Origin of the sequence: Veillonella fallax, from assembly GCF_020687175.1 — a bacterium.
GTDB lineage: Bacteria > Bacillota > Negativicutes > Veillonellales > Veillonellaceae > Veillonella > Veillonella fallax.
Window position 1 is genome coordinate 1 of record NZ_JAJEQD010000017.1, and the last position, 17,399, is coordinate 17,399.

General features: G+C 38.4%; 17 protein-coding genes. 4 read left to right on the plus strand and 13 right to left on the minus strand.

Going from position 1 to position 17,399, the window contains the following annotated elements:
- Positions 1–530: 530 nt before the first annotated feature.
- Positions 531–1,457 carry a DUF805 domain-containing protein gene (locus tag LKD20_RS07955; RefSeq protein WP_227721404.1) on the minus strand — a complete coding sequence of 309 codons (927 nt, stop codon included), beginning with the start codon at positions 1,455–1,457 and terminating at the stop codon, positions 531–533.
- Positions 1,458–2,288: 831 nt separating this feature from the next.
- Between LKD20_RS07955 and LKD20_RS07960 the strand changes: the two genes are divergently transcribed.
- Both LKD20_RS07960 and LKD20_RS07965 read left to right on the plus strand, forming a co-directional pair.
- Positions 2,289–3,278, plus strand: a complete 990-nt coding sequence (locus LKD20_RS07960) for a sirohydrochlorin cobaltochelatase (RefSeq protein ID WP_227721405.1) — start codon at positions 2,289–2,291, stop codon at positions 3,276–3,278.
- Positions 3,279–3,328: 50 nt separating this feature from the next.
- Entirely contained in the window at positions 3,329–4,270 is a 942-nt protein-coding gene (locus LKD20_RS07965; protein WP_227721406.1) for an ABC transporter substrate-binding protein, read from the plus strand.
- Positions 4,271–4,337: 67 nt separating this feature from the next.
- Here LKD20_RS07965 and LKD20_RS07970 read toward each other — a convergent pair whose 3' ends face one another.
- The 12 genes from LKD20_RS07970 to LKD20_RS08025 form a co-directional block, all read right to left on the minus strand.
- Entirely contained in the window at positions 4,338–5,120 is a 783-nt protein-coding gene (locus LKD20_RS07970; RefSeq protein WP_227721407.1) for an ABC transporter ATP-binding protein, read from the minus strand.
- On the minus strand, positions 5,120–6,115 hold the full coding sequence (locus tag LKD20_RS07975) for a FecCD family ABC transporter permease (protein WP_227721408.1): 996 nt from the start codon (positions 6,113–6,115) through the stop codon (positions 5,120–5,122). Before LKD20_RS07975 ends, LKD20_RS07970 begins: the two co-directional genes overlap by 1 nt.
- Before the next feature lie 139 nt (positions 6,116–6,254).
- Positions 6,255–6,920 carry a precorrin-8X methylmutase gene (locus LKD20_RS07980; RefSeq protein WP_024045186.1) on the minus strand — a complete coding sequence of 222 codons (666 nt, stop codon included), beginning with the start codon at positions 6,918–6,920 and terminating at the stop codon, positions 6,255–6,257.
- The gene (gene cobK, locus LKD20_RS07985; RefSeq protein ID WP_227721409.1) at positions 6,907–7,695 is read right to left on the minus strand and encodes a precorrin-6A reductase; all 789 of its coding nucleotides are present in this window, start codon (positions 7,693–7,695) and stop codon (positions 6,907–6,909) included. Before cobK ends, LKD20_RS07980 begins: the two co-directional genes overlap by 14 nt.
- Complete coding sequence (gene cobJ / locus LKD20_RS07990; protein WP_255621358.1) at positions 7,692–8,381, minus strand: precorrin-3B C(17)-methyltransferase; 690 nt, start codon at positions 8,379–8,381, stop codon at positions 7,692–7,694. Before cobJ ends, cobK begins: the two co-directional genes overlap by 4 nt.
- Positions 8,382–8,410: 29 nt before the next feature.
- Positions 8,411–9,556 (minus strand): cobalt-precorrin 5A hydrolase, encoded by a 1,146-nt coding sequence (locus LKD20_RS07995; protein ID WP_349226952.1) that lies wholly within the window; start codon positions 9,554–9,556, stop codon positions 8,411–8,413.
- Positions 9,557–9,560: 4 nt separating this feature from the next.
- Positions 9,561–10,322, minus strand: coding sequence for a precorrin-4 C(11)-methyltransferase (gene cobM, locus LKD20_RS08000; protein WP_060924182.1), 762 nt, complete (start codon positions 10,320–10,322; stop codon positions 9,561–9,563).
- A 1-nt stretch (position 10,323) separates the two neighbouring features.
- Positions 10,324–10,911, minus strand: coding sequence for a precorrin-6Y C5,15-methyltransferase (decarboxylating) subunit CbiT (gene cbiT, locus LKD20_RS08005; protein ID WP_054748358.1), 588 nt, complete (start codon positions 10,909–10,911; stop codon positions 10,324–10,326).
- Complete coding sequence (cbiE, locus tag LKD20_RS08010; RefSeq protein ID WP_227721411.1) at positions 10,908–11,534, minus strand: precorrin-6y C5,15-methyltransferase (decarboxylating) subunit CbiE; 627 nt, start codon at positions 11,532–11,534, stop codon at positions 10,908–10,910. The genes cbiT and cbiE overlap by 4 nt, the downstream gene beginning before the upstream one ends.
- The gene (gene cbiD, locus LKD20_RS08015) at positions 11,510–12,628 is read right to left on the minus strand and encodes a cobalt-precorrin-5B (C(1))-methyltransferase CbiD (RefSeq protein WP_227721412.1); all 1,119 of its coding nucleotides are present in this window, start codon (positions 12,626–12,628) and stop codon (positions 11,510–11,512) included. The genes cbiE and cbiD overlap by 25 nt, the downstream gene beginning before the upstream one ends.
- Positions 12,629–12,699: 71 nt before the next feature.
- Positions 12,700–13,194 carry a YajQ family cyclic di-GMP-binding protein gene (locus tag LKD20_RS08020; RefSeq protein ID WP_227721413.1) on the minus strand — a complete coding sequence of 165 codons (495 nt, stop codon included), beginning with the start codon at positions 13,192–13,194 and terminating at the stop codon, positions 12,700–12,702.
- A 300-nt stretch (positions 13,195–13,494) separates the two neighbouring features.
- On the minus strand, positions 13,495–15,111 hold the full coding sequence (locus LKD20_RS08025) for a WG repeat-containing protein (protein ID WP_227721414.1): 1,617 nt from the start codon (positions 15,109–15,111) through the stop codon (positions 13,495–13,497).
- A gap of 206 nt (positions 15,112–15,317) precedes the next feature.
- Between LKD20_RS08025 and LKD20_RS08030 the strand changes: the two genes are divergently transcribed.
- Complete coding sequence (locus tag LKD20_RS08030) at positions 15,318–16,217, plus strand: RluA family pseudouridine synthase (protein ID WP_227721415.1); 900 nt, start codon at positions 15,318–15,320, stop codon at positions 16,215–16,217.
- Between the two features lie 251 nt (positions 16,218–16,468).
- Positions 16,469–17,398: a class II fructose-1,6-bisphosphate aldolase gene (gene fba / locus LKD20_RS08035; RefSeq protein WP_227721416.1), complete on the plus strand. Its 930-nt coding sequence runs from the start codon at positions 16,469–16,471 to the stop codon at positions 17,396–17,398.
- The last annotated feature ends 1 nt before the right edge of the window (position 17,399 follow it).

A 17,399-nucleotide genomic window follows, 5' to 3' on the forward strand; every position in this document is an offset into this window, starting at 1 on the left:
GTTCTTTCCTTTTCTCTAAGAATTTTTACCAACCCCCAGTTTAACTGGGGGTTTAGTCATGCCTATTCGGCGTACAATAAAATGGTGTTGAACGCAAAGACGTCCAACACCATTTTTTAGATAAAAAATCACATTAATTTCTAAAAGAATACCACCCAAACAATTACCACACCATATAAAAATATAATTGCATGAATTATTAAAATTGAATTAATTATACTTTTCTTTTTTCTTTCATCATCAGTACTTTTATATCTATATCTATGTAACCATAATATACAAAAATACATAATAGCCGCTAATACCATACCTGAATAAAAATATGTATCTGATGTATAATAGTTAGTCTCATACAGTTTATTTATTAAGTATCCAGCAATTAATACAGCAAGCAATATAGACTCTATTAAGACTTGTGATTTATTCTTTGCTTTATACATAAGAAAAATATCATACAACAACCATATGCTAATGCCTAAAATTAATAAGTCATATATCATAAACTATTTCCTATTTCATAGAATATAAACCTAAAGGTTTTTTACAAATTGCCAAGATCCCTTACCAAATAATAAATAAACTACATACATATTTATAAATGGTATCAATAATCCTAATAGCCATAGCGCACTACTACCAGAATCATGTAATCTCATAATACCAAGTCTTACAATATATATAACTACCCATATATAGGCTATATCAAATACATATACTAATAAAACAGATATAAATTCAGTTTTCGGTAGAATTTTAGAAATCATCATTACCAATAAGATGAATAAAATAATGATTAACTGATAAGCTATATAATAATATAATATTTCTCCACGGCTTACTCGCTTTGATACATTAAATAATTGTAACGATCCACTTTCCTTGATAATTGATATAACTTTATAAAAAGAAAACCCTTCCTTAAATCTATTCCAATTCTCCAAGAATGGATAATGTATATATCCCCAAGTAGTTTTAATTACACCATCAGCCTCACCATATTTATTACGTGTATTCGTCCCTGATAAAAGCAATAATATAGAAAGAATACCGAATATAAAGCCTATATTTATATTTAAGATAGTTTCAATGGAATCCACATTACGTGTAACAGTAATAACATTTTCTGAGATATCAAATGGATTATAGAGAAAATATAGTATAATTCCTATCCATAACACAAGGTATAGCCATAAACGTCCTATATCCATAATACGTTGTAATGAGATAATGGCCAAAGCTAAGATAACAACAATATAATCAATTATTCCAACCAACTGTATATACTTATCACTATAGATATTAAACTTACCTATTATCATATTAGGCATAATAATAAACATTATAAAAACAATAAAAAGCGAGAAGAAATAAGACAGACGATCTAAACGCCAATTATATTTAAGACTACATATGTTAGACTGAAATAAAGCCCACTCATTTATTAATAATTGTATCAATAAAGCTCACCCTCACCTCTCCATACATTAAGTAAATAAATTTATTTACCAATTACTTGAAAAACCATAGTCATATAGCCTACGTCTACATAAATCATAGACAACACATAAACCTAGCAGCTTATAAAAATATCGTACATAATACCAATACAAATCATAAGTTGCTCCTCTATTTATATGTATATTACCCAGCACATAAATAAAAAATCCCCCTACTAAAATAAATAAAAAAGATATTCTAGTATTATGTATTAGATCGTATACATTTTGTTTTAAAAGTATTTGTTCTCTCTCAATAAAACCAAACATAGTCCTTCTCTCTTTTATCTGATAATTTTATTTTACTAAAATTTTATATTTATTATATATCATATTTTGATGGGACGCCTACACAACTACAGTAATAAAAATGGCGACCTGTACTTGTGTAGTGACATCAGGAACGAGGAACAAACAAGTATAGGTCGTCATTTTTAATTTATTTGTAGTAATGTTATTGGGTCCCATCAAAGTATGCTAGATATAAAGTAGAATAAAATTACTCATATATTCACACATTCATATCCTTATAACCAAAAAGAATATATTTATAAAAGCTAATACTATACTATATTCATCACATAAATTGCTTAAAAACCCTTAATTTTCCTATACTTCTAGGGGTATGGGGTTTATTGACACCCCTATGTTCCTTTGTTACGATTGGCTTAAGGTTATATATATGCAATATATCTATAGTAATCTATAAACTATATCTTTTATATAAAATTATTGTAGGTTACTAAGATTATTGCATAGACTTGTAGTTAAGTTATGGATAGGAGTATTAAAATGAAAAAACAATTAGCATTAGCATCCGCCATTTTAGGTTTAGCAGTATCCGTTGGGGCACCTGTTGTATCTAACGCAGCATACCAATTAAATGAAGAAGTAAAAGACCCTACTCCAGCATTGAAAGAGGCATCCACTATTGGTGTTCGTACGCATGAAACTAAAGAACTTCAAAATCTCCAAAATAAAGATGCAATCGTTGTTATGAGCTTTGGTACTACATACAAAGATACTCGTGCTAAAACAATTGATGCTACTGTAGATGCTATTAAAGCAGCTCATCCAAACACTAAAGTAGTAACAGCTTTCACAAGCCATATTATTCGTGATCGTATCCAACAAAAAGAAGGTATTACATACCCAACTCCTGAAGAAGCGTTAGACCAATTAAAAGCTGAAGGTTACTCTCGTGTAGCTTTAACATCTTTGGATGTTATTCCTGGTATGGAATATAACTATGATGTTGCTGTTTACAACTTATACAAAAATAACTTTAAGAAAATGACACTTGGTACTCCACTTATGTACTGGATGGGCCAAGAAGGTCAAACTGATGAAGTTGTACAAACAATTAAAGCCGTTCAATCTCAGTTCCCTAAATTAGGTAAAGAAGATGCGCTTCTTATCATGGCTCATGGTACCCCAGATCCTTCCAATGCTTACTACTCTGTAATCCAAGATCGTATCCATTCCCTTGGCTTGAAAAATGTATATATCTACACTGTAGAAGGTACTCCAAACCTTGAACAAGTTGTACCTCAATTAAAAATGCACGGTATTAAACATGTTACATTGATGCCATTCATGATGGTAGCTGGCGACCATGCTAATAACGACATGGCAGGCAATGAACCAGATTCCCATAAATCCATCCTTGAAAAAGACGGTTTCAAAGTAGATACTTATCTCCATGGTTTAGGTGAAAACCAAAATATCCGTAATATCTTCGTGGAACGTGCTAACGAAGCTTGGGATGCATTACAAAAATAATTTACTTAACAATTAAATTGTGTCGTTAAAAACGTATATAGGAGTACATCATGAAAAAACTACTACTTTGTAGTCTTGCTTTGGTCATGGTTGTACTAGCAATAGCTGGGTGTGGTAAATCCACATCCAGCTCTTCTGCTACTACGAAGGAACTTACCTTTAATGGTGAAACCTACACTGTACCAAAGGATCCGCAACGCATCGCTGTTCTTTCAAACTCTGTATTGTCCATGCTATACGCAGTGGATGGCAAAGCTATCTCCCGTGCTAGCACAACAGATAAATTAGCTCCAGATTTAGAAGCATTACCTGCATTAGGTCAAACGGCTAATATCAACATGGAACAACTATTAGGCTTGAAGCCAGATGTGGTATTGGGTTTGGAAAACCAACATAAAAAATATGAATCCCAATTACAATCTAACAATATTCCAGCAGTGCTTTTCAATTACGATGGCATCAAGGATAATGTACCAATGCTAACATTCCTTGGTGAATTAACCAACCATCAAGATAAGGCTAAATCCGTTATTGCAACCTATGAAAGCAACATTCAAAAGGTAAAAGATGCTATTAAAAACCAACAACCTGCACGTGTTGCTGTATTACGTGCCACAGGAAAGGGTGTAACTGCTGAAACTGATGAAGCAGTTACTGCATCCATGGTAAAAGAGCTAGGCATGACAAACGTTGTTGCCTCCCACCTAGAAGGCACAACTAAGGATAAAACTGTCCCTTACTCTCTTGAAACATTGACTGCAGATAACCCTGATATTATCTTCGTTGTTACAATGGGTAAAGAAGAAGAAATTACAAAAGCTATGAAACAAGCTATGACAGATAATCCTGCATGGGCTAATTTAAAAGCTGTACAAAATAACCGCGTAATATATTTACCATCTAAACTATTCCTATTAAACCCAGGTCTACAAACACCAGAAGCTATGGCACGTTTAGTTAAAGAAGCCTATGGTATTAATGTTACATTCTAACATATTGCATCATGCAAAAGAGGGCATCCCCCAAATAGGGAATGCCCTCTTTTTTATTAATATCAAGCTACTCAACTAATCCTTTTACGCGCACATATTTTTTATTATCAAATGTATCAAGTTGTACATCTACAGAGAAAACATCTCTAAACAACTCATCCGATATTATTTTATTTGTTTCTCCTGACGTTACTAAATACCCTTCTTTTATAACAGCCATATGATGTGAATATTGAACCGCCTGTGTTAGTTCGTGAAGTACCATGAGAACGGTTAAATTTTGTTCCTTATTTAAGCGTTTCAATAACTCCATAATTTCTAATTGGTGATTAATATCTAAATACGTTGTTGGTTCGTCTAAGACTAATAATTTTGGTTGCTGTGCTAGTGCCATAGCAATCCAAACACGTTGCCGTTCGCCACCAGATAGGGATGGGATTAATTGTTCTCTCAAATGATTCGTTTTCGTGATATGTAACGCATAGTCAACGATTTCACGATCTTCTTTAGCCGTGTTTTTCCACCAATTTTGGTATGGATACCGTCCACAATATACCAATTCTTCTACGGTCATATCCTTTGGCATATTAGGCACCTGTGGCAGAAACGCCATTTGACGTGCCAATTCATTTTGTGAATATGACTGTAATGGTTTACCTAAAATAGTCACACATTCACGAGGACTATGAATATATCCAATCATAGACCGTAAGAGTGTACTTTTACCACAACCATTAGGTCCTATTAATGTCGTAATTTTACCGATAGGAACCGATACATTAATATCATGTAGAATATGACGATTGCCAAGAGTTACGGATAACTGTTTTACATCAATAGCGGTATTCATTAGTTATCCCTCCTCAATAGATATAAGAAGAACGGCGCTCCAAAGAATGCCATAATAATGCCCACTGGTACCTCTATAGGGCTCCACATAACACGTCCTATTGTATCACTGACAACAAGTACTAACGCACCTAATAATGCGGATCCAGGCAGTAAATACGCATAATCATTACCGATTATAAGACGTAACATATGGGGAATAACCAAACCTACAAATCCGATAAGCCCAGCTATACTTACAGCACCAGCCGCTAAAAGAGCAGCCACTGCAGTCATAATAAACCGTGTTTGTTCTACCTTAAGGCCTAATCCCTTTGCAGTTTCGTCACCTAAACTTAAAATGGTAAGTCGTTTAGCTCCTAAACAGGCAAAAATAAGACCGACTAACGCGTATGGGAACAGAACCTCTACTTGAGGCCAACTGCGTGCAGCCAAGCCCCCTACCATCCAAAGTAAGGCTCCTTGCACACGATCTCCATAGAATACAAGTAGTGCAGAAATACCAGAGCCTAAAAAAGCAGCCACTGCAACACCAGCCAAGATGATACGGCTTGGGCGTACACCATTCTTCCAAGCAAGAGCATATACCATCATCGCCGCAGCCATAGCACCTAAAAAGGCTACCAACGGAACTATATGGTCATACCCAGGAAATAAAATAAAAATGATAACACCAGCTAATCCAGCACCAGAGGATACCCCTACAATCTGTGGATCTGCTAGGGGATTTTTCATAACTGCTTGCAAAATTGCACCAGATACAGCTAGACAAGCCCCCACTAACGCAGCTACAATATTGCGAGGCAATCGAATATTCCAAATAATTTGTGAAGATGTATCTGTTAGCTCACTAGACCATAATGTATGCCAAATCTCAGCTAATGATACGGGTGTTGATCCCCAAATAAGAGATATAATCATGCTCGTAATAACGGCGATGATTAAGATACAAATCACTGATACGCGAAATAATTTTCGTTCATTACTTGATGCCATATGAACCCCCCTCTCAAAAATTAACTACATTATAAGAGATCTAATACATTATATTTGACTATGTTTAGCAATTATTGTGAAAAATATATACAGTAAAACCCGAATCGTAGAACTACAAAAATACGATTCGGGTTTTGTATTATTTAGACTCTTTGCCTTCTACGAAGAGCATGTCATTGCGTTTTACGTCTGTGTAAAGCAATGCATTACATACGGAAGCAGCAATTGGGCTACCACCTTTGTTGCCTTTTACAGTGATGTAAGGAACTGGGGATACTTCCATCAAGTAATCTTTGGATTCTGCAGCGCCTACAAAGCCTACAGGGATACCAATGATAAGAGCTGGTTTAACGCCTTCTTCAAGAGCCAAACGCAATACTTCGTACAATGCTGTTGGCGCATTACCGATAGCAACGATTTGGCCTTCTAATTGTTTACCAAATGTACGCATAGCTGCGATGGAACGTGTTACGCCTAATTCTTTAGCCATTTTAGCTACATTTTCATCTTTAATTAAGCAATGTACTTCGTTGCCGCGAATTTTAAGAGCTGGTTTAGAAATACCTGTGCGAACCATTTCCACATCTGTATAAATATCTGCACCATTATCTAATGCTTCGATACCTTTTTGAACAGCATCAGGGCTCATTTTTACGAGTTGAGCGTATTCAACGTCGCCAGACGCATGAACAGTACGAGATACTACGCGTACTTCATCATCGGTTAAACCTAAATCTTTTACATAATCGTAAATGATTTCCATACTTTTATCTTCAATGGCTTTAGGATTTTTAACGTAATCCATTAGTGTCCTCCCATAATTTGAAAAATTCATCATTAGATGATACCACGTGGCCTTCAATTTTAACACGTGGACGATCGATAACAATAACATGGATGCCAAGATCCATAGCGGCTTGTAATTTTGTATCAGCACCACCTACAAGGCCAGAGTTTTTCATAACTACAACGCTCGCCTTTGTATCGTGGAACATGATGCGGTTCATATCGTAAGAGAATGGACCTTGTACAGCAACAATGCGTTTTGGACTTACATTGAGGTCTTCCATCATTTGTAACACCTCTGCAGTAGGCAAAATGCGGGTCCATACTTCGCAATCTTGCAAGGCTTCAGATTTAGCAAAGATGTGCATTGTTTTACTACCTGTAGTCAAATACACATGGCTATTATTTTCCTTCGCTAATTTACCTGCTAGATTAGCTGCTTCTACTTCGTCCACTACGATATGCAATTTATCATAGTCTGGTAATGGCACCTCTTTACGTTCGAAACGAACAAAAGGAATACCTTCAGCTTTTGCTGCATCTTGAGCCGTAGCCGTAACGATAGCAGCATACGGATGGCTTGCATCGATTAATAGGCGCACATTGTGCTTCTTAATTAAGTCTTGCATAGCCTCTTGGTCAAGACGGCCCGTATGTACGGTAATGCCAATATGGGCAGCAAGCTCTGCCCCATATTGGCTAACAACCGTAACAAGCACATCTTCGCCAGTTCGTTTTTGGATTTCTACCGCTAAGGTGCGGCCATCCAAAGTGCCGGCAATGACCCAAATCATAATTTGTAGCCTCGAGGTGTAATCATGCGACCATTTTCAATATAGGTTTGGCTGTTACCGATGATAACAAGTGTTTGCATATCTACTTCTTCATTTGTGAAGTTTTCAAGATCAGAGATTACCATATGTTGGCCTGGGCGACCTGCTTTTTGCACGATACCAACAGGTGTTTTAGGGTCACGGTATTTAAGAACGATTTCACGAACTTCATCTAAATGTGTAACACGTTTTTTACTGCGTGGGTTGTACAAGGAAATAACCATATCGCCTTGTGCACAAAGGTCTGCACGTTTTTTGATAAGATCCCATGGCGTCATCAAGTCGCTCAAGGAAATAACTGCAAAGTCATGCATCAATGGTGCACCCAATACAGATGCTGCTACGTTTACAGCGCTAAGGCCAGGCACGATATCTACAGAAGGGCGTTTTTCTGCTGGCACTTTATTAGCAAGTTCCAACACAAGACCTGCCATGCCGTATACGCCAGAGTCACCAGAGGATACTACAACTACTTGATGACCTTCTACTGCTAAATCAACTGCTTGTTGGCAACGATCTACTTCTTGCATCATTGCAGTACCTACAGTTTCTTTACCTTCGATGAGGTCTTTAATCAAGTCGAGGTATGTCAAATAACCTACAACGCGGTCAGCTGCTAAGATAGCTTCGCGCGCTTGAGGCGTCATAAACTCTTCATCGCCAGGGCCGATGCCGATTACTTTGATGTTACCTGTGCAATGGCTACCGTTGTTTTTGGATAAATTGTTTTGTGCTGTATTAATGTTCGGCTCTTGGCCGCTAGTAATGCCGTTGTCTCGCATACGTTTCCTACTCCTATAGTTCCTTTTACAAAATTAGATTCTTTTAATTTTTCTTCTTCAATGAGTGGTGCCATCTCGTCCTGTGTATAGAACACGATAGGCCACCCCATAATTTGCATAGCCTCTAAGAGGCCTACTTCATCTTGTTTAACGATGACCGATGCAGCCGTTACAAGGCTCTTTGGTGAAAGCTTATGTGCTGCTAGCGACTGTTGAATAGCGTTAAGAATCAATTCCTTCGGCGTATCTCGACGACAGCCAATGCCCATCGTATACGTACGAGGGCGCAAAATTAATTGATGTCCATACTCGGCAATTACTTTATCAGTAATTACAACTCTAGATGAACCCTCTTCCGCGCTTTCATTTTTACATGGAATAAGCTCAAGCTGATCCAACGAAACAACGTGAACCATACCATGTTCACCAATATGAGCTTTCGCAGCTTGTTCTAAATGCTCTGCATTCGGTAAGCTTTCATCGATATAATAATCAACCTGTTCTCCTCCAACAATGGCAGAGTTTACATTGATTAAGGTTTGAAAATCATCTACTAACAGATGCTCGTGGCGCGCCAACACGTCAGGCGCTGGCAATCCGTTTACATCCGTTGCGGTTGTAATGACGGGGTCCGCATCGATGGCCAGCGAAATGGACTGCGTCCATTCGTTGGCGCCCCCAAGGTGCCCAGACAATAAGCTAATCACATGGTGACCCACTTCGTCCATTACGACTACCGCAGGATCCTTGGATTTATGCTCAATATATGGTGCAATCATGCGCACTACTATACCGAGTGCCATAATACACAGTACTTGGTCGTAATCCTTGAAAATCTGTCCTATATGGTTTTTGAGGGAGTCAAAATAAATAGCCTCACCACCAGAGGGACGATTTTCCTTTTCAAAGCAATCCGCATGGGGTGCCACAAAAGACTTGATGCGTTGACCTAGCTTTGCACCTCGTTCAGATACAGAGAGAATAGCCGTTCTATTCTTCTTAACTCCAGTCGTAGATGCAGCAATTTCTGGTGCTTTCATCATATTAGTCCTTAGCACTGCGGTACATGTGAGCAAAGCCTTTGTCGTAAAGTTTAGATAATTCATATTCACTATCTAATACATGGCTTACTACGATCATAGCTTGGCGCAATACGCCCTCTTTCGCTACGATGTCCGCAATAGTTTCCAATGTGCCACGGATAATGCGTTGGTCTGGCCAAGACGCTTTTACCACGATAGCCACTGGAGTCGTTTTATCATAACCACCCTCGATAAGTTCAGCTACAACCTTATCTAACATTTGAACGCTAAGGAAAATACACATTGTCGCTTCATGAGCTGCTAACATGCGCAATTTTTCCTTTGGAGGCATTGGTGTACGACCTTCCATACGCGTAATAATTACTGTTTGAGATACATTTGGTAATGTATATTCTTGTTTCAAAGCCGCTGCTGTAGCAAGGAAAGAACTTACGCCTGGCACGACTTCATAAGAAATGCCCATGCCAGCCAGTGCATCCATTTGTTCTTGAATAGCACCGTAAATAGCAGGATCACCTGTGTGAAGGCGAACTACGCTTTTACCAGCCTCAACGGAGGCTTTCATAACAGCCAACACCTCATCAAGGTTCATAGTAGCACTGTTATGAATTTCACAGCCTGGTTTACAAGCCTCTAAAATAGCAGGGTTTACCAAGGAGCCAGCATAAATAACAACGTCTGCCTCTTGTACTAAACGATACCCTTTGCGAGTGATTAACTCAGGATCCCCAGGGCCTGCGCCTACGATATGTACGTCAACCATATTACTCTCCTTCTGCGATACGCGTTGCAGATACAATGAAAATTGGACTCAATGGGTCTAACAAATGATATGGACCAGCCTTACGGTAACGGCTAATGGACATTTGGTAACCTTCATAGGTGAAAGGACGACCTTTCAACTCTTTAAGGATGGTATAACCAGTTTCCATTGTTACAGCTGTTACAACTAAACGTCCGCCAATTTTTAAAAGACGTTGCGCCTCGTCCATGATGCCAGTCATACCACCAGCGCTGCCGCCTATGATAACAGCATCTAGCTCAGGCAATTCTTCCATACCTTCAGGAGCTTTGGACTTGATAACCGTCATATTATTTACATTGAATTTCTTCATGTTTTCATTGATAAGGTCGATGCCTTTATCAAAGCGCTCAATCGCATATACATGCCCTTTAGGCGCGGCCAAGGCTGCTTCAATAGAAATAGAGCCCGTACCAGCACCAACGTCAAGGACGATGCTATCTTCCTCGATGCGTGCCTCGTTCATAACGGCTTTGCGAATCTCGCATTTCGTCATTGGCACGTCGCCGCGGATAAATTCCTCATCAGGAATTCCGAAAAAATGTCTCATCCTAATACCACCATTACAGAATGACCAAAGCCTTCAAGCTCAGTTAACACCTCTAGCGTGGAGTCTACAATTTTTTCATCATCATAGCTCAAGCGCTCAAGGGCTGCTGCTCTCGTTTCTTTTGGCCAACCTGCATCTATTAAAATACGCGCAATATGCGCTGGATTATATTCAGGATCCGTCAAGAACCCCATCTTTTTACCTGCTTCATACACGAGTTTTTCAGGTGCCGGTTGGCGACCGTGAAAGCTCATTAAATCCGCATCATGCCACACCTCATTGAGTCGAGCGAAGGCAAAGGTCATAGAACTAATGCCTGGCACAACCTCAATAGGATTGGCAGGAAATTTCTTCTTTAAATATGGCAACAAGCTATAGTAGCCTGTATCACCACTTACCATAACGACAACGTCATGATCGTTGAGCTCACGCTCAATTTGCTCAGCTAATAGGCTAAGCTTACCTGTTACAGGATATGTAATTTGGCCAGGCTCCTGAAAGTCTTCTAAGGACCGTTCACTACCGACCAATACTGTGGCATGTTTAATTAAATTAAGGCCTTTAGGTACCACATAATCAGGATTACCTGGACCAATGCCTACGATATACAAGGTATGTGCCATTGTTCAAGCTCTCCTATCTCTTTAGCATGCTTATCCATTGCCAAAATCTCACCTTTTAAGGTGGTAATGATGATACCTACCTCTGCCTCGTTAGCAATATATCGCTCACTACGCAAAGATGCACGATCTACAACGCGTTGGTATACACCAGTCAGTCCTTCTCGTTCTAAAATCGGGAACGTAGACTCTGTAGTTTGGCAATTAAATAGCTCTTCACACACCGCTTGGGATGCCCCTTCTAAAGCGGCATAGGCTACGATGCTTTCCATGCGACCATCACTCATGCGATTGTGGGTATGGAAACTACCACTAGCTAATTTTATTAGCTTACCAATATGACCGATGATCAAAATACGCTTGAAGCCAATTTGTACTGCCTTTTCAAGCATAAAGCCAATAAAGTTACTGGTCTCTGCCATTTGGTTCTTATGAATACCTAATACTTGTTCAGCTAAATCTTGACCAATACGGCCCGGCACGAGAACAGCCGTTTCACAACCATTAGCTTTCATAACCTTTAGCTGAGGTACTAAGGAGTTCTTGAACCCTTCTTCACTCATAGGCTTAACGATACCCGTAGTACCGATAATGGAAATACCACCTTCGATACCCAGGGTATGATTTAACGTTTTCTTGGCTAATACCATACCGTTTGGTACACTCACCGTTACCGTTACACCTTGGCCATGTACACAATGCTCTTCAAAAACGATTTTCATCATCGCCCGAGGTCCTGGATTGATAGCTGGTTCTCCTGGAGGCATAGCAAGGCCCGGTTTTGTTACCGTCCCAACGCCAAAGCCCGCTCGGAATCGTAGTTCACCAGTATCATCAAGGGTCACCGTCGTTTCCACATCATTGCCATGAGTTACATCAGGATCGTCGCCGCCGTCTTTCATAACGGTCACCTTAGCCTCTATATCGGATATGACCTCTACCTGTTTGATAGGTACCTCAATATACTGACCTTGAGGATTTTCAATGACCACTTGATCCACGATGTTCTTATCTAAGAGGGCCAATAAACCAGCTTTCATACCTGCCGTAGCACATGAACCTGTGGTATAGCCACCCTTCATGTCCTCTACTTTCATAAGGCCTCCTACACCGATAGGGTTAGCAACTCCAATGAATCAAACTAACCCTATCTTATGGACATATGTTATTAGGAACGGAAGTTAACGAATTGCAATTCTACAGGAATATCCAATTGTTTTAACATTTGGATTACTGCTTGCAAATCATCTTTGTCCTTACCAGATACACGCACTTGATCCTCTTGGATAGATGCTTGTACCTTGATTTTCATGTTTTTAATTGCTTTTACTACATCTTTAGCATTTTCTTTAGTAATGCCTTTTTTAATAGTAATGATTTGGCGAACTGTTGCACCAGCAGCTGGCTCTACTTTGCCGTAGTCAAGATTTTTAATCGCTACGTTACGTTTAACCATTTTGCCTTTTAAAACATCGATAATGGCATTCAATTTATATTCATCATCACCGATGATTTTGATAGTGTCACCTTCAAGACTGATTTCCGCTTTGGAACCGCGAAAATCATAGCGCGTACCAATCTCTTTTTTCGCTTGGTTTACCGCATTATCTACTTCCTGCATATCCACTTCGGACACAACGTCAAAGGAACAATCTTTAGCCATTTTATACCTCCTACACCTGAACCCGTTGGGCATGGGGTTCACAGTATTACTTTCATCATCCTCATATTCCAAGTGAAAGTGTAAATGTACACCAAATCGGAATATATCTCTATAATTATACCTTATAACAGGCTTATTTTCTAGGTAAATCGATATTTTTAATTATAACTATTATTAATCATAGAAGTATTATACGGACTATAAATCGTAGATTAATACAAGAAATGTATATGTATAAACATGATATATTCAAAAATAGAAAAAGACTGCACTTTTACAAGTGCAGTCTTACCATTATCATTATAAAATTGTAATTTCATCATATGTAGGTTGAACTACTAACTCACCTTTAGAGTTGATAATCCCCCAGTTACCTTTGATTTTTACAGGGCTATAACCATGAGAGAAGCTACCAGTACCAGAAATATCTTTCATAACTGGAGTTTCTATCACTCTACCATCAAGAGATAGAATCTTATAATTACCTTCTTTGTTATATACCCAAGTATATGTATCACCAAGGAAAGTTTTTACGTTCATAGATTTATCGCCTTTATAGATCACACGACCTGTAGCCATATCTACTACATAACGATTGGTGTCATTAGTAACAGACATTTCATGTTCGCCTACAAACTCGATAGTATCGTATTTAAACGGTACCTCTTGTTTGCCTGTTTCCATATCAAAAATACCATATTTATTAGTATCTTTATTTTTCAATGTTAACAATACATTATTTACATCAATCGTGCCAGCTTCGTAATTTCCAGGTTGAATTACATATTGACCTTGACGATTCATAAAGCCTAATTTACCTTCATTACGAACCAAGGTACCATGCTCTTCCATAGGGTATACATAATCGTTCTTACTATCGATTACAACAGCACCATTACGATCAATATAACCGCGCTTCATACCATCATCTACAAGACCACCAAGTCCATCAAGATATACGCCACCATGATTATAGAAGTAACCCATCCCTACAAGACCTAAAATACCACCAAGGCCAAAGTGACTTACCTTACGGCGGAATTCAGCCAAGCCATTTTTATATGGATATACTTCATTAGATGGAGCATTAAATAATACAGTACCTTTACCATCAATAGCAACAGTTTTACCATTAGTTTTTACAAAGGCACGATCCTCACTAAATTTAGTTTCTACATCAGATAATGCTTTAAATTGAGGCTGAATCACTACATTGCCATTAGCATCTTTAAATCCTAGTTTACCTTTTTCTGTGAAAGCTACATAAGAATCACTTGGATAGCTTTGACTAACAGATTTAGGATCAAAATCATTTAGCTCTTTAACAGCCGTATTCTTCTCATTAAGGCTGCTATATAAAGCTTCTTGCGCTTCTTTACCAGATTCTAATACAGTACCATCGCCTTTAATATGAGAAATTTTATTTTTACCTTCTTCAACAAAGAAAGTACCATCCTTCTTACTGGATGCATCTAAGGATTTATAGGCTGGAGTGAGTACAACTTGACCATTTGTACCTACGATACCCCATTTCCCCTTTTCTTTTACAAGACCTAAATAGCCTTGTTGTAATAAGGAATCATCTTTCAATACCTTCATTGCTTTTTTTACACCTGCTGGTGGCTCTTTAACAGCACCAGAAATTGGTACAAACGTATCAAGTCGACCAATCCCCACACCTACGCCTACAGATGTACCACTAGAACGGCTTGAAGATTTTTCTGTAGTATTTGTTGTAGATGTAGATACAGTTGAAGTATGTTTCTCACTAGTTACACGCGTACTAGTAGATGTTTTTGTATCTTGATTTGTTACTGTTGTACTACTAGTGGATGTTGTTGTAGTTGCTGCAAAAGCACTTGTAGACATAGTCGCCAACACACAAGCGACTAATAAGGATTTCTTATTCAGTTTCATAAACCTCTCCTTTTACAAAGCAAACCATATACTCATCAATATATGGTGTTAAGATATTGAACGGCCAAAGCATTCAAATAAGTAAAATACCTACACATAAAAAAAATATAAAAAACATTAATAAAAATTATACTATATAATCTCATATAAAGACAACGAATTATGAAAAATTCTTCATCCATTATTTATTTGATATAATACTATGTATGAAAACAGCAACTATTATCGACTTGATTGTAGATTCCAACGTACATACCCAATCTATGAATCATATTATAAAACAACAGCATATTTCCCAACGTATGCGGCGGCGTTTGCGAAATGACGGTATTATAACGGTCAATGACGAACCAGCCTCTTGGAATACCCTTGTTCACGGTGGAGACCATCTCGTTATGAAGTTAACCCCTGAACAAGAGTTTAGTTTAAGTCCTATGGATTTAGATATCGTATACGAAGATGAGTATATTGTAGTTATCAACAAAGAGGCCGGTATTCTGATGCATCCCACTTCAACGGTACGAGATCATACTTTAGCAAATGGTGTTCTACATTACTACCAAGAAACAAATCAGCATTATGATTTCCATCCTGTTCATCGGTTAGATAAAGACACCTCTGGAATTGTTATCATCGCCAAAACCTCTGTAGTACAACATGCTTTTGATAAAAAGCGTACTCATTTCCATAAAAACTACGACGCCATTGTAGAAGGTCAATTACCTACTAATCATATAAGCGTACAGTGGCCTATAGGACGTAAACCAGGTAGTATTATCGAGCGTTGCTGCACGAATGAAGGTAAACCTGCTCATACAGATATAACTGTCATTGAGAGTAATACAATTGTAAAGAATAAGATGGAGCAATGCTTTACCCATGTGCAATGTTTATTACATACGGGGCGCACTCATCAAATTCGGGTCCATCTATCTCAACTGGGATATCCACTTGCTGGCGATGATCTGTACGGTGGCCACTTAGAATACATTCAGCGTCAAGCACTCCATGCGTCACGGGTTAGCTTTTACCATCCTGTGACGGATGAGTGGCTAGAATTACAAGCATCCATACCATCAGATATGAAGGCATTGCTCGCCAATTAAATAAATATATAACTACTAAATTAATACTAATCCATAGAAATTAACCCACATGGGCCATAAAATTAGACGAAATTTATGCATAAGTTATACAAAAAATATTGGCCCTTTATAGTGTTTCTTGATATACTTAACTTGAATTGATATATGATTGCAATACACTAGTTTTTTATCTAGCTCATATGCGCTAGAAATACTAGCAGTCACAGTATTAATAACATGATATGACAGGCCCTATGGCCAAGGAGGACAACATGCCATTAGTTACTACTACAGAAATGTTCAAAAAAGCCTATGAAGGCGGCTATGCTGTTGGCGCTTTCAATGTAAACAACATGGAAATCGTACAAGGTATCGTAGACGCTGCAAAAGAGGAACAATCCCCTCTTATCTTGCAAGTATCTGCAGGTGCTCGTAAATACGCTAAACATATTTACCTTGTAAAACTCGTAGAAGCAGCTCTTGAAGACAGCAATTTACCTATCGCTCTTCACCTTGATCACGGCGATTCCTTCGAAATCTGTAAAGACTGTGTAGACGGTGGTTTCACATCCGTTATGATCGACGCATCTCACCATGATTTTGATGAAAACGTAAAAATCACTAAACAAGTTGTTGAATATGCTCATGCTCATGGCGTGGTAGTAGAAGCAGAATTAGGTCGTTTAGCTGGTGTTGAAGATGATGTAAATGTATCCGATGCAGATGCTCGCTTCACTGACCCAGAACAAGCTGCTGAATTCGTACATCTTACAGGCGTAGACTCCTTAGCCATTGCTATCGGTACTAGCCACGGCGCTTACAAATTCAAAGGCGACCCTTACCTTGACTTCGATCGTTTGAAAAAAGTTGGCGAATTGTTGCCTGACTTCCCAATCGTATTGCATGGCGCATCCTCCGTATTGCCTGAATTCGTAGCAAAATGTAACGAATTTGGTGGCAACATTCCTGGTGCTAAAGGCGTACCTGAAGAAATGCTTCGCAAAGCAGCTCAAATGGCAGTTTGCAAAATCAATATCGATACAGACCTTCGTCTTGCTATGACTGCATCCGTACGTGAATACTTGGCTCAAAATCCATCTGAATTTGACCCTCGTAAATACTTAGGACCTGCTCGTGATGCTATTAAAGGCATGGTAGCTCACAAAATTAAAAATGTATTGGGTTCTTCCAACAAACTATAAT